The following is a 14701-nucleotide window of genomic DNA, read 5'->3' on the forward strand; positions in this document are numbered from 1 at the left end:
ATTAGCTGGTCTTTTTTATATACTCAATGGCAGGATTTATGTTTTGCAGTTGGGCAATAAATTCTTCTTTGTTTTGGGGGGAGATGATCACCGAATCAAATTTATTATAAAACACCTCCAGCCTGTCGAGCGATAACGCGGGCGAACTTAACACGCTTTTTGTTGCTTCTATTTTTCGTATCGAGCTAATATCTATAATGATATTCACAAAAAAGCCGCACCTCACCTTTAACGATCCATCACCTTTGATGGTGTAATTGGTGTTCAATATCATAGGCCCCACTACAACCAACACTACAACAGCGCAAAAAATGCTGCCCCAATAATCGCCCATGATGATGCTTACACCAACCACCACCGCTAAAATAACAATGGGAATATAAACAACTATACCTTTTTTTGATGGATAAATAACGTCGCCTGCAACCATGCTATAAATATACAAAACTGCTTTTAAATTAAGCTTAACCGCGCGATCTGCCGCCACCACGCCTGCCGCCACGGTTACCGCCACCATTGCGGCCGTTACGGCTGCCGGCAAATTTTTGCAGGCGCATGGTAAACGTCAGCATAAAATAACGGCCAAGGCGATTGGTGCGGGTATCAATGATCTGGTTACCGCTCACCACCCGGGATACGCCTGTGTTTTGGTTAAACAGATCAAAGCCCTGCACACGCAGTGCAGCCAAATGGTTTTTCAGGAATTGGTACTCCACATACGTGCTCAACAAGGTAGGGTTTGCCTTAACCGTACTGCTAAAGCCGCTGTTAAGGGTTTGGGTAAGGTTATAGCCTAATACAAGGTTGTTGAAAAAATAATTGCGCCCGTCAAGCCCAATTGTCCATGTTTTAGCATCAGTACTGATTGATGATGGCAGGCTGTAGCGTGTAGTATTAACGCTGTAATTGCCGCTTACTTCGGTATCCATCAGGCTGTCAATGTCTACCCGCACTTTTGCGCCCTGGCTAAAAACCCAATTTTTGCCCTGGTTACGTTCGTTCTCAATATAATTGATGTTGTTGCTAAAACTGGCAGCGCCGTTTAGGGTTACGGTGTATTTACGGTTGGCAAATGGTTTAGAGAAAGCATAGTTGCCATTTGCTGAGTAAAAGCCATCGGTGTTTAAATAGCGGGTTTCCTGTACGGTATTGTTTGTACCGCCTGCTAAAGTTATAGGCTGAGTATTGGTCACAATTTTATTTTGAGTGCTGTTGAACGATAGGTTGGTGAACAGCGAGTTGCCGCTGGCAATATCAAACTGATTATAGCGCAGGCTGATATTGTTGCTAAACTCGGGTTTCAGGTCGGGGTTACCGTACACACGGTTTTGCGGGTTCGAAAAATCGGGCTGTAATTGCAGCTGCGTAAACGAAGGCTGGTTATTGGTGCCGGTATAATTAATGGCTAACGAGTGGTTCTTTTTAAAATTGTAAATAAACCTTGCTGTGGGTATGTAATTAAAAGTACGGGTTGAGGTTTCAAAATTGTGCGACTGCCCATCGAGCGTAGCAGGTTGCACGGCTAAACCAACGGTGTAATTATATTTAGCCTCAACACCGCGCAGGTTTAACCCAAAGCGGTTGGTGACGAACTGGTAATTATATAAAGTGCTTAGCGAATCTACATACGTTTGTTTGCCGGTAACCGGGTCAATATTGTAGTTGTAGCGGTTATTATCGGTATTTGATCGGCTGTAGCTGTAATTTGCTTCCAGGTAGGTGCTTTTGCCAACCGGCTCGGTATAGCTCAGGTTAATATTCCCTCTTGCCGAACTATTATTTGTATTGATCTGCTGGAATAATGGGGTTATAATGCTATCCTGCCGGGTAGTGTATTGGTCGTTCAGGTCCTGCGTGTTTTTTGAAAAGCTGATGCCTGTATTGATGCTAAAGTTACGCCCCTTCTTTTTAAACTTATGGTTGTAAAGCACACTTACACCGCCGCTTGGCGATGTAGCATTGGTAAGCGCCAGTTCATTGCCGTTTATCAGGGTATTTTTACGCATGTTACTGAATGTATCGATGTTGGTGCTGTTTGATGAATTATAAGAAAAGCTCGGGCTTATCTTCATATAATTTGCGGTATCAATACGGTATTCTATATTAAAACCAAACCGGTGGTTAATGTTATGTGTGCGGCCGGTACTGTTATCATTATTAATAATTGCACCGCTTTGAAAAAGGTTTTGTGTTTGCGATGTGCTGGTAGTTAGCCTGTCCCTGTCGGCAAAACTATAGCTGCCGTAAGCGGTTATTTTTTTACCCCATTCGTCGCGGTAATTGAAGCCTGCAGATTTATTTGTGGTTATGCCGTTTGCCGTACTGATGCCACTCCCTGCGTCACCGCCACCGCCCCCACGGCCGCCCCGGCCACCTCCGCTGCCGCCGCTGCCCAGGTTAAACGAATTGGTGTTGTTATTATTCCAGGTACCTATAAGGGCAATCTGTCTATCCTCCTTAAAATTATTGGCCGATAGTTTAGCAAGGTAACGGTCATCATTACCGGCGCCTACCGTGGCCTGCCCAAAATTGCCGGTGCGCTTTCCTTTTTGTATGGTGATGTTTAAAACCTTATCAGGTTCGCCGGTTTTGATGCCGGTTAGGTTGGCCTGGTCGCCGTAATCGTCAATTACCTGTATGTTGTCAACAATATCGGCGGGCAGGTTTTGAGTGGCTGTTTGCACATCGCCGGTAAAATAATCCTTACCGTTAACGCGTACCTTGGTTACCTGTTTGCCATGGGCGGTAACATTTCCATCCTTGTCAACAGTAATACCCGGCATCTTCTTGATGAGGTCTTCCACCTGCGACCCTTCCCGCACCTTATATGCTGCGGCATTATACTGTATAGTATCTTCTTTAATAACTATAGGGATAACCGCAGTAATATTTACCACGCCAAGGTAATTCATCTGGATGCTGAGTTTGATAGGGGGAAGCAAGATTGGCTTTGTATCACTATCAGTAGTGTACTTACGTGTAAACCCCTGGTAACCCAACCCTGATACCGTTAGCTTAAAGTTTTTCCCTTTTACACCCGTAAAATGATACGCGCCTTTAATATCGCTTGTAGTAACTATACTATCCGCGTTTGAAATGAGTTTAATAGTAATGCCCGGCACAGCGCCAAGCGTATCGGTAACAGTCCCGCTAACTTCACGTGGCTGCTGTGCAAACACATGATGAGGAAATAATAAAGAGCAAAACAAAAGAACAAGGGGTATAAATTTTGTCATGGCTGTTGATATTTAGCTAATGACAATCAATGTATTACTAAGTTTAAATATTAAAGGCATCGTCATACAATTGTTGCAGGGAGTAATGTGGTCGTCATACAAATGTTGCAATAGACCAGACACTTTAATGACAAATTAATTATTTATTAAACTTTTTAACATTTATTGAAAACCTTTCGGTATCTTTAATGCGTAAGTCCCCCTATACAACCAATTGATTAAACTAAAATCCCGCTACTAATGGCATTTATACACGAGGTGTTGCAAGAACCATCTTACGGATGGAAAAACGCCGACGGCGAACTTTCAAAGCCAACCCCCAAACAGATTTTCTCTGAATTTTTTTCCCGTTTAAACGTATTTAAGGATAAAAAAAACTGGCTCTCTTTCATGAGCTGGGGTATGGTACTTTTCCTTGCGCCGTTCCTGTTCCTGTTTGTATTTAAGTATTTTTCTGTAACCGGCTTAATTATAGCTTTTGTATACAGTATGATAGTAATGGGTACGCATGGTACTATATGGTACCACCGGTATTGTACCCATGGCGCCTTTAAATTTAAAAACAATTTTTGGCGTTTCTTTACTCAAAACCTTACCCTTAAAATTATTCCCGAGGAGATCTATGCTATATCGCACCATGTGCACCATGCATTATCTGATACCCCGGGCGATCCCTATAACGCGCAGGGCGGTTTCCTGTACTGTTTTTTAGCTGATGCAAATCACCAGCCTGTTAATCGTAATTTAGATGAGAAAGGTTACAACCGTTGCCTTACTTTAATGAAACATACCGGCGTTACATGCAATACATACGCGCAGTATAAAAAATGGGGGTCGGTTGCTAACCCGTTCCACATGGTATTGGGTGTTGTTGCCAACTGGGCATTTTGGTTTGCCGTATTTTACCTGCTTGGCGGGCCGGGTTTAGCATGTGCTATTTTTGGCGCGGCCGGTTTTTGGGCTGTTGGTGTACGTACCTTTAACTATGAAGGCCACGGAAAAGGCGAAGACAAACGCCGGGATGGAATAGACCATAACCGTAAGGACATGTCGGTTAACCAGCTTTGGCCGGGTATTGTTGCCGGCGAATGGCATAATAACCATCACTTGTACCCAAAAAGTGCGCGTTCGGGCTTTAAGCCTCACCAGGTTGACGGTGCGTGGTATTACATCAAATTTATGAGCATGGTAGGGGCAATAAGCCATTACCACGATTCGAAAAAGCAGTTCTATAAAGATTATATTAAAGTACCTGTTACAGAAACTATAGTAGCTAAGCCAGTTTTTTGCCCAACAACGGGTAAGCAGATCTTTGCAACGGAAGTTATTTAACACATATTGATACTATTTTAACTTGTTATGCGGGTTAAAACAAAAAAGGGGTGCGGAAGCACCCCTTTTTTGTTTTAAAGCTGGTTTAAACTGGTTTTTTTATAAATGAATATATATCTTAGTCAACCAATTAACAAAGCCTAACGCTCATGCTCAAAAAAACTATTTGCTTATTTACCGGCATGCTGGTAAGTGCTGTGTTTGTTGCGAACATTTATGCGCAAAACAGGCCGGCAGGTATATTTGATGGCAATAGTGACGTAGGGCCGGTGAAAAACAAAGGTAGTGTTGTTTATAATGCTGCCAACCAGCAGTACACGGTTACTGGCTCAGGTACCAATATCTGGTTCGGTAAGGATGAATTTCATTTTGTGTGGAAACGCGTAAAAGGCGATTTTATATTACGTACAAATACCGCGTTTGTTGGCAAAGGCACCGAGGCACACCGCAAGTTAGGGCTGATGGTGCGTAAGTCCTTAAATGGCACATCTGCACATGTTAACGCTGTTGTACATGGCGATGGGCTAACCTCGCTGCAATACCGTGTTGCCGATGGCGATAGTACTAAAGAGCAAAAGTCGGCCATTACAGCCGCCGATGTTATCCAGCTGGAAAGAAAAGGCAAAACCTACACCATGTCTGTAGCGCGTAAAGGTGATGTGTTTGGCCCCGAAGAAAAAATAGATCTTAACCTGGGCGATGAGGTTTACGTGGGCATTTTTGTTTGCTCGCATAACCCGGCTGTGTCAGAGAAAGCCATATTCAGCAATGTAAGGATAGTTACACCCGCTCCGGCCGACCTGGTGACTTATAAACAATACCTGGGCAGCAATATCGAGATACTGGATATGCAAACGCAAAACAGCCGTATTATATACCAATCCCCAAAATCATTACAGGCACCCAACTGGACTGTTGATAACAAGTCGCTTATTTACAACAGCGAGGGTTTACTATATAAATATAACCTGGCTACAAATATACCGGTCGTATTAAATACAGGCGCGGCCAAAGGCAATAATAACGATCACGTTTTATCATTCGATGGCAAATGGCTAACCATAAGCAATAACGATAATGGCAGCCCTTCTGTAGGTTTCGTTGTGCCGGTAACCGGAGGTGAACCACGCCGGGTTACCGAAACAGGCAAAGGCGCCTCATATATGCATGGCTGGTCGCCGGATGGTAAATTCCTGGTTTTTTGCGGCGAACGTAATAAGGAGTATGATGTTTACCGCGTGCCCGTTGCAGGCGGCCCTGAAGAAAGGTTGACCAACACGCCCGGCCTTGATGATGGCCCGGAGTACACACCCGACGGTAAATTTATCTACTTTAATTCGGTACGCAGTGGTTTAATGCAGGTTTGGCGCATGAATGCCGATGGCAGCAACCAAATGCAGGTCACTAACGATGATAATAACAACTGGTTCCCGCATGTATCGCCCGATGGTAAATGGATAGTGTTTATCACTTTCCTTAAAAGCGAAGTTGCCCCCGGCGATCATCCTTTCTATAAGCACGTTTACCTGCGTGTAATGCCAATTACAGGCGGGCAGCCAAAAGTAGTTGCGTATTTATATGGCGGGCAGGGTACTATCAATACACCATCCTGGTCGCCTGATAGTAAGCATATTGCCTTTGTAAGTAATACCAATCTTTTGTTTCCGGCGTTTCCTATAAGTAACAACTAAATCTCAATTAAAACCCAATAAAATGACATCATCACGCAGAACCTTTTTAAAAAACAGCGCCATTGCGGCAACTGCCGCGGCCTTAATGCCAAATGATCTGTTTGCAGCACCCGCCCAGATCCAAAGGGTAGGTATCCAATTGTACTCGGTACGCGATGCAATGATGAAAGACCCGGCAGGCACCTTAAAAAAGTTGTCAGATATGGGTTATCAGCACGTAGAGCATGCTAATTATATTAACCGCAAGTTTTACGGGTGGACCGCAAAAGAGTTTAAAAAAGTATTAGATGACCTTGGACTGCAAATGCCAAGCGGGCATACCGTGATGACTTCGGCACATTGGGATACCGCCACAAACGATTTTACCGATGCCTGGAAATATACCGTTGAAGATGCAGCCGCCATGGGCCAAAAATTTGTAATAAGCCCCTGGATGGATGAGAAAGTACGCCATGATACAGACCTACTTAAACGCACAATGGATCAGTTTAACAAAAGTGGCGAACTGTGCCAAAAATATAACATGAAATTTGGTTACCACAACCACGATTTTGAATTTACCACCATGGTAGGTAATATGCGCCTGTTTGATTATATCATGAAGAATACCGACCCCAACAGGGTTTCGCAGCAGCTGGATATTGGTAATATGTATGGCCGTGAGAACGATGCTATATCTATTATTAACAAATATCCGGGAAGGTTTATCTCTATGCACGTTAAAGACGAGGTGAAGAGTGCTACCAATACCGAAGGTACAGGGTATGAGAGCACCATATTAGGCAGGGGTGTGTTACCGGTAAAAGAGGTATTAAAAGCAGCTAAAAAAACCGGCGGCACCGTGTACCTGATAATTGAGCAGGAATCGTACCAGGGCATGGATCCGATTGATTGTGTAAAAATTGATTTACAAACCATGAAAAAGTGGGGATATTAAGAGTTTAAAGGTACTTTAACGGCTCCTAATTGTATTTTTAACACTCAGGTCATTATAAACTATTGAATTTGAATATGAACCGCAGAATTGCGATACGGAACATGGCCCTTATTTTAGGCAGCGCGGCGGTTTTGCCATCGTGCTTAAGCGATAAGGGTAAAGCTGTTGTACAGTTAAAACACCTTAAAATTGATGCCGACCAGGAAAATCTGGTAAATAATCTTACAGAAACCATACTGCCCAAAACCGATACCCCCGGCGCTATGGATCTTGGCATCAATCTTTTTGTTTTTAAAATGATTGATGATTGCTATGATAAAGAGCACCGTGCCGATTTTATTACCGGCTTAAGTGATTTTGCTGCCGAAGCCAAAAAACAATTGGGTAAATCATTTAATGACAGTACCGCTAAAGAGCGTGTTACGTTTGTAAGCGGTATCGACAAAAAAAGCAAAGACGAAAAATATAAGGATAATACAAAGCTGATAGCTTTCTACAAAATGGTAAAAGACCAAACTGTGTTTGGCTACACCACATCCCAATATTTTATGACGAAGCAAATAGTATATGAATTGGTTCCGGGGCGGTATAATGCCATGTTCCCGGTTAAAAGTAAAGCTACAGCGTAATGGCTAATTTAAATATTGATAGTGTAAAGGATCGTACGTTTGATGCCATCGTTATAGGGTCGGGTATGAGTGGTGGCTGGGCCGCGAAAGAGTTTACAGACAAAGGCTTAAAAACGCTTGTTTTAGAGCGTGGCCGCGACGTAAAGCATCTAAAAGATTATCCAACAACAAACTTATATCCCTGGGAATTCCCGCATCATGGCGTACTGCCCGATGACGTGCAAAAAGCAAACCCTATAGTGAACCGCTGCTATGCATTTGGTGAAGATGCTGCTCACTTTTTTGTAAAGGATGCTGAGCATCCCTACGTTCAGGAAAAACCTTTTGACTGGATCCGCGGATATCAAACCGGCGGCAAATCCCTTTTGTGGGCACGCCAAACCCAGCGATGGAGCGATTTTGACTTTGAAGGCCCTGCCCGTGATGGTTTCGCGGTTGACTGGCCTATCCGTTATGCCGATATCGCACCCTGGTACAGCTATGTTGAGAGATTTGCAGGCATATCAGGTAACCGCGACGGTTTAGACGAACTGCCCGACGGTGAATTTTTACCGGCTTTCCCGCTGAATGCTGTAGAAACCTATTTTAGTAACCACGTTAAAAAAACATACAAGAACAGGCACGTAATAAGCGCACGTTGTGCACACTTATCAAAACCCAACCAGATCCATTTAGACCAGGGCAGGGGCCAGTGCCAGGAACGTACCTTATGCCAGCGCGGTTGCCCGTTTGGCGGCTACTTCAGCGCTAATTCATCAACTATTCCGTGGGCGTTAAAATCCGGTCATTGTACATTAAGGCCGCATTCGGTTGTCGAATCTATTATTTACGACGATAAAAAAGGCAAGGCAACCGGTGTAAGGGTTATTGATGCCAACACCAAAGAAGCCATAGAATACTATGCCGAGGTTATTTTTGTTAACGCGGCTGCCTTAAACAGCAACCTGATACTGCTTAACTCAACATCAAGCCGTTTCCCCAATGGCTTGGGCAATGATAGCGGTACCCTGGGTAAATATGTAGCATTCCATAATTATTCGGCGCATATAAACGCTGAGTACGATGGCGCTAAGGAATGGACAACAGATGGCCGCAACCCTGCAGGTGGTGGCTACATACCGCGTTTCAGGAATGTTTATAAACAGGAAACCGACTTTTTACGCGGCTATGCCTGTGGTTTTAGTGCATACCGCTGGGAACAGAACAGCAGCGATGGTATTGGCCAGGACCTGAAAAATAACCTGGTTAAAAAAGACCTGAGTAGCTGGCACGTAGGCTCGCACATGATGGGCGAAACCATCCCTAAGGAAACAAACTATGTTGCATTGGATAAATCACTGAAAGATCCATGGGGCATTCCCCAGTTAAAAATCTCGGTTGATTATGATGATAACGACGAGAAAATGAAAAAGGATTATGTGGAGCAGATGACAGAGATGTTTACATCGGCGGGTTTCACCAACATCCAGGCATCAACAGACCACAGGGCACCGGGGCTTGATATCCATGAAATGGGTGGGGTACGTATGGGCAATGACCCAAAAACATCAATGCTTGATAAGTGGCACCGCCTGCACGCCTGTAAAAATGTATACGTTACCGACGGAGCCAGCATGACATCAACAAGTTGCCAAAATCCATCGCTTACTTATATGGCTTTTACCGCCCGAGCGGTAAACCATGCCATAGGCGAAATGAAAAAGCGCAATGTGTAAAAAAAACACAATGAAAAAAGGTTTGTAAAATAATTTTTATTCATACATTAGACGGAACAACCAATTACGTAATAAATTTATTTAACGCTATACTTTTATGTCTACAAACACTTATGACGCAATAGTCATTGGTTCAGGTATCTCAGGCGGCTGGGCTGCAAAAGAACTGACCGAGAAGGGCTTAAAAACCATCATGTTAGAGCGCGGTAAAAATATCGAGCACATTAAAGATTATGTTAATGCCAACAAAGGCCCGTGGGAATTTGAACACAGGGGCGGACGAACGCAAAAAATGATCGAGGATTATCCCGTTTTAAAACGCGATTACCCGCTAAATGAAACTAACCTTGACTATTGGACCAACGAAAAAGAGAGCCCGTATACCGAGATCAAACGTTTCGATTGGTTTAGGGGGTACCACGTAGGTGGCCGCTCGTTAATGTGGGGCAGGCAATCATACCGCTGGCACGATACCGATTTTGAAGCTAATGCAAAAGATGGTATCGGTACCGACTGGCCTATCCGTTATAAGGATCTGCATGACTGGTATGGCTATGCAGAAAGATTTGCCGGTATCTCCGGTAATAAAGATGGCGTTCCAATTCTTCCTGATGGCGATTTTATGCCGCCAATGGATATGAACATTGTAGAAAAAGATGTTCAGAAACGTTATAAAGAATTTTATAAAGATTCAAGGCATTTCATTATTGGCCGTACAGCCAATATCACTGTGCCGCATAATAACCGTACTAACTGCCAGTACCGTAACAAGTGTTGGTTAGGTTGCCCGTTTGGTGCTTATTTCAGTACCCAGTCGGCTACATTGCCTGCGGCAATGGCAACTGGTAATTTAACGCTTCGCCCGTGGTCAATCGTAACCAAGATCATTTACGATAAAGACACCAAGAAGGCTAAAGGTGTTGAGATATTGGATGCTGAAACCAACAAAACATATGAATTTTTCGCCAAAATAGTTTTCGTTAACGCATCTGCATTAAACAGTGCCTGGGTATTAATGAACTCGGCTACCGATGTATGGGAAGGTGGCTTAGGCAGCAGCAGCGGCCAATTGGGGCATAACCTAATGGACCACCACTTAGGTGTGGGTGCAGGCGGCCGTGTAGAAGGCTTTGAAGATAAATACACCTTTGGCCGTAGGGCTAATGGTATTTACATACCTCGTTACCGTAACTTAAACGGCGAAAAGCGCGATTATATCCGTGGGTTTGGTTACCAGGGTGGCGGCAGCCGCAGTGGCTGGGGCCGTGATATTGCCGAACTGAATATTGGTGGCGACTTTAAAGATGCATTAACCGAACCAGGAAGCTGGGGCTTTGGTATGGGTGGTTTCGGCGAAACTCTTCCATATCACGAAAATCGTGTTTACCTTGATAAAACTAAGAAAGATAAATGGGGCTTGCCAATTCTGGCTATTGATGCAGAGTGTAAAGATAACGAGCGTAAAATGCGTATCGATATGATGAATGATGCAAAAGAAATGCTGGAGAACGCTGGTGTTAAAGATGTACAAACCTACACATCAGAGCCGGTATTAGGCCGTGGTATTCACGAAATGGGTACAGCACGTATGGGCCGCGATCCAAAATCATCAGTATTGAATGGTAACAACCAGGTTTGGGATGCTAAAAACGTGTTTGTAACAGACGGTGCCGCTATGGCTTCGGCAGCATGCCAAAACCCATCGCTTACCTACATGGCACTTACCGCCCGTGCAGCTGATTTTGCTGTAAAAGAATTGAAAAAAGGTAACATTTAACAGTATTGAAATTCGACTACAATGACTGAAGAAAAAGAGACTACAACAAACGAAAGTACCAGCCCGTCAAGGCGGGACTTTATTAAATCGGGTGCGTTGGCAGCTGCAGGCTTTATGATTGTACCACGCTTTGTATTAGGCGGTACCGGTTATACAGCACCAAGCGATATGCTTAACATAGCCGGTGTAGGTGCAGGGGGTAAAGGCGAGAGCGATATTGCCAACTTTGCAAAAAGCGGTAAAGCAAATATCGCTTTCCTGTGCGATGTTGACGACCGTCGCGCTGCAAAATCAAGAGCTGCATTCCCTAAAGCCAAATACTATAAAGACTGGCGCGAAATGTATGATAAGGAGCACAAAAACTTTGATGCCGTATCGGTATCAACTCCCGATCATAACCACGCTATTATAACCTATCATGCCATGACGCTGGGTAAGCACGTTTACGTGCAAAAACCACTAACGCATGATATTTGGGAAGCCCGTTTATTAACAGAGGCAGCCAAAAAATATAAAGTAGTTACACAAATGGGCAACCAGGGCGCATCAAACGATGGTACCCGTTTAATGTCTGAATGGTATGATGCCGACCTGATTGGTGATGTGCATACCGTTTACTGCTGGACAAACCGCCCTGTTTGGCCACAAGGTATTAAATGGCCTGATCCGCAGCCAAATATCCCAAAAGAACTTGATTGGGACCTTTGGTTAGGTACAGCGCCTAAAAAAGATTATGTAGATAAATTAGTGCCGTTTAACTGGCGCGGATGGTGGGATTACGGAACCGGCGCCCTTGGCGACATGGGTTGCCACCTTGTTGAAGCACCTTTCCGTGTATTGGGTATCCAATACGCAAAAGATGTACAGGCAAGCGTAGGTAGTGTTTATGTTGATGAGTTTAAACAAGGCCATTTCCCTGAAAGCTGCCCTCCATCAAGCCATATTACATTAACTTTCCCTAAAACAAACAAAACCAAAGGCGATGTTACCCTGCATTGGATGGATGGTGGTATACAGCCCGAAAGGCCAATTGAATTAGGCGCAAGCGAAAAATGGGGTGGCGAAGAAGGTAACGGTACATTATTTATCGGTACAAAAGGTAAAATGTACGCAAGTACCTACTCTGACGCAGCAACGTTATTGCCAAAAGAACGTACCGCAAGTGCAAAAGCGCCTCAGAAATGGGCACGTGTACCGGGCGGTGCTAATGGCCACTACGCACAGTGGGTAGAAGGTTGTATAGCAGGTTATGGTAAAACCGAGTTAAGCTCCTCGTTCGAGAAAGCCGGCCCGCTTACCGAAGCATTGTTAATGGCTAACCTTGCAGTACGCGGCCATGAATTAAAAGGCGGCAGTATTAAATTAAACTGGGATAACAACGCTATGAAGGTTACAAACTTTGATGCTGTTAACCAATACATTAAACGCGAATACCGCCCTGGTTTTGAGTTAAAGGCGTAGGCCGATACCTTAAAACCACTAAATCAATAAAAATAATATTAACTCATAATTCTATAAAAAAATGAATAGAAGAGACGCGATAAGCAGAGTTGGTTTGATACTTGGAGGAACGGTAATTGGTGCCGAGCTCTTTATATCAGGCTGTAAGTCAGGAAGTACAGTAAATACTGAGGACCTGTTTGCTAAGGATACTACCGCTTTTTTAAATGAAGTAGGCGAAACCATTTTACCTGAAACAAAAACACCGGGCGCAAAAGCGGCCAATGTTGGCGGTTTTATGGCCATCATGGTTAGGGATTGCTATACAGAAGATGATCAAAAGATCTTCAAAAAAGGTATCGGTCAGTTAAATGAAGCCAGCAACAAAAAGTTCAAAAAAGGATTTTTAGAGGCTGATGCCAAACAACGTACCGAGTTACTCACCGATTTGGATAAAGAAGCTAAAGATTACTCAAAAAGTAAAAAGCCCGAGGATCCAAATCACTACTTCTCGATGATAAAACAATTAACCCTGCTAGGGTTCTTTACATCAGAAGTTGGCGCTACTAAAGCCTTGCGTTATGTACCTGTACCGGGCAAATATGTAGGCGATTACCCTTACAAAAAGGGCGATAGGGCCTGGGCGCTTTCATAAGGAACTTTAAATAAGCCCTTTCTGCCTTTGGCATAAGGGCTTTACTTTTAAATCAAAATTTATACTTTTAGAACCTCTTAGCTACACCGCTAAGGGGTTTTAAAAAGTTTATACACACACTATGAGTAACAGAAAATTGCGCATGGGCATGATTGGTGGCGGTAAGGATGCCTTTATAGGCGCCATACACCGTATTGCAGCCAACATGGACGGCCAAATTGAGCTGGTTTGCGGTGCCTTGAGCATGCACCCGGAAATAGCACAGGAAAGCGGACGCTTGCTTTTCCTGCCTGAAGACAGAATTTACAATACTTACGACGAAATGTTTAAAGCCGAGGCTCAAAAACCGGCTGATGAACGTATGGATTTTGTAACCATTGTTACACCAAACTTTGCCCACTTTGCCCCGGCAATGCAGGCTTTAGAGAATGGCTTTAACGTGGTGATTGAAAAACCCATCACCTTTACTTTAGAAGAAGCGAAACAGCTGAAAGCCAAGGTAGAAGAAACCGGATTGATGCTGCTGCTTACACATACCTATGCAGGTTACCCAATGGTAAAGCAGGCGCGCGAGATTATTAAAAGCGGCGCTTTAGGTAAAGTAAGAAAAATATATGTTGAGTATCTGCAAGGCTGGCTAAGCCGCCTTTCAGAGCGCGAAGGCAATGCCCAGGCCTCATGGCGTACCGATCCGTCTAAATCTGGTAAAGCCGGCGCAATGGGCGATATTGGTACCCACGCTGCACATTTGGCCGAATATATATCAGGCCAAAAGATCGATGAGCTTAACGCTTCTTTGAACATTGTGGTTGATGGCCGTATGCTGGATGATGACGGCGCTGTATTGCTTCGTTTTGATGGCGGTGCAACAGGCACCCTTATTGCATCGCAGGTTGCTGCGGGCGAAGAGAATGCTTTGTCTATCCGCGTATTTGGTGAGAATGGGGGCTTGGAGTGGGAACAAATGGAGCCAAATACGCTTACCATTAAATGGTTTGATAAACCTGCCGAGACATTGCGTGCAGGGAGTGGCTACACTGACCGTTTAGCAGGCGCTGCAACTTCAAACTGCCGCACACCGGGCGGTCACCCTGAGGGTTACCTGGAAGCATTTGGTAACTTATACCGCAACTTCGCTATAGCGCTCAGCGCTAAAATTGAAGGCAGGGAAGTACCTGAATGGGTTGATTTCCCTTCTGTAGATGACGGGATAAGGGGCATGGCTTTTATTAATAATGTTGTTGCCTCTAACGGTAGTAACGAAAAATGGACTAAATATACCATCTAAA

General features: G+C 44.1%; 11 protein-coding genes. 9 read left to right on the forward strand and 2 right to left on the reverse strand.

The window, feature by feature from the left end; translation table 11 throughout:
• Nucleotide 1 precedes the first annotated feature (1 nt).
• Nucleotides 2–517 carry a PH domain-containing protein gene (locus IDJ75_RS14285; RefSeq protein WP_191176308.1) on the reverse strand — a complete coding sequence of 172 codons (516 nt, stop codon included), beginning with the start codon at nt 515–517 and terminating at the stop codon, nt 2–4.
• Nucleotides 465–3236: a TonB-dependent receptor gene (locus tag IDJ75_RS14290; protein WP_191176309.1), complete on the reverse strand. Its 2772-nt coding sequence runs from the start codon at nt 3234–3236 to the stop codon at nt 465–467. The genes IDJ75_RS14285 and IDJ75_RS14290 overlap by 53 nt, the downstream gene beginning before the upstream one ends.
• 240 nt (nt 3237–3476) lie before the next feature.
• Here IDJ75_RS14290 and IDJ75_RS14295 point away from each other — a divergent pair, with 240 nt between their 5' ends.
• The 9 genes from IDJ75_RS14295 to IDJ75_RS14335 all read left to right on the forward strand — a co-directional run bounded on the left by IDJ75_RS14295 (nt 3477) and on the right by IDJ75_RS14335 (nt 14700).
• Nucleotides 3477–4568, forward strand: coding sequence for a fatty acid desaturase (locus tag IDJ75_RS14295; RefSeq protein WP_191176310.1), 1092 nt, complete (start codon nt 3477–3479; stop codon nt 4566–4568).
• Between the two features lie 149 nt (nt 4569–4717).
• Nucleotides 4718–6259 (forward strand): TolB family protein, encoded by a 1542-nt coding sequence (locus IDJ75_RS14300; protein ID WP_191176311.1) that lies wholly within the window; start codon nt 4718–4720, stop codon nt 6257–6259.
• A gap of 22 nt (nt 6260–6281) precedes the next feature.
• Nucleotides 6282–7196, forward strand: a complete 915-nt coding sequence (locus IDJ75_RS14305; RefSeq protein WP_191176312.1) for a sugar phosphate isomerase/epimerase family protein — start codon at nt 6282–6284, stop codon at nt 7194–7196.
• A 74-nt stretch (nt 7197–7270) separates the two neighbouring features.
• Nucleotides 7271–7825 carry a gluconate 2-dehydrogenase subunit 3 family protein gene (locus tag IDJ75_RS14310; protein WP_191176313.1) on the forward strand — a complete coding sequence of 185 codons (555 nt, stop codon included), beginning with the start codon at nt 7271–7273 and terminating at the stop codon, nt 7823–7825.
• The gene (locus IDJ75_RS14315; RefSeq protein ID WP_191176314.1) at nt 7825–9540 is read left to right on the forward strand and encodes a GMC oxidoreductase; all 1716 of its coding nucleotides are present in this window, start codon (nt 7825–7827) and stop codon (nt 9538–9540) included. The genes IDJ75_RS14310 and IDJ75_RS14315 overlap by 1 nt, the downstream gene beginning before the upstream one ends.
• Nucleotides 9541–9637: 97 nt before the next feature.
• Nucleotides 9638–11317 carry a GMC oxidoreductase gene (locus IDJ75_RS14320; protein WP_191176315.1) on the forward strand — a complete coding sequence of 560 codons (1680 nt, stop codon included), beginning with the start codon at nt 9638–9640 and terminating at the stop codon, nt 11315–11317.
• A gap of 21 nt (nt 11318–11338) precedes the next feature.
• Nucleotides 11339–12778, forward strand: coding sequence for a Gfo/Idh/MocA family protein (locus tag IDJ75_RS14325; RefSeq protein ID WP_191176316.1), 1440 nt, complete (start codon nt 11339–11341; stop codon nt 12776–12778).
• Nucleotides 12779–12839: 61 nt separating this feature from the next.
• Nucleotides 12840–13412 carry a gluconate 2-dehydrogenase subunit 3 family protein gene (locus tag IDJ75_RS14330; protein ID WP_191176317.1) on the forward strand — a complete coding sequence of 191 codons (573 nt, stop codon included), beginning with the start codon at nt 12840–12842 and terminating at the stop codon, nt 13410–13412.
• Nucleotides 13413–13533: 121 nt separating this feature from the next.
• Complete coding sequence (locus IDJ75_RS14335) at nt 13534–14700, forward strand: Gfo/Idh/MocA family protein (RefSeq protein WP_224746609.1); 1167 nt, start codon at nt 13534–13536, stop codon at nt 14698–14700.
• The last annotated feature ends 1 nt before the right edge of the window (nt 14701 follow it).

The sequence above is a fragment of the Mucilaginibacter rigui genome (assembly GCF_014773275.1).
Classification (GTDB): Bacteria; Bacteroidota; Bacteroidia; order Sphingobacteriales; family Sphingobacteriaceae; genus Mucilaginibacter; species Mucilaginibacter rigui_A.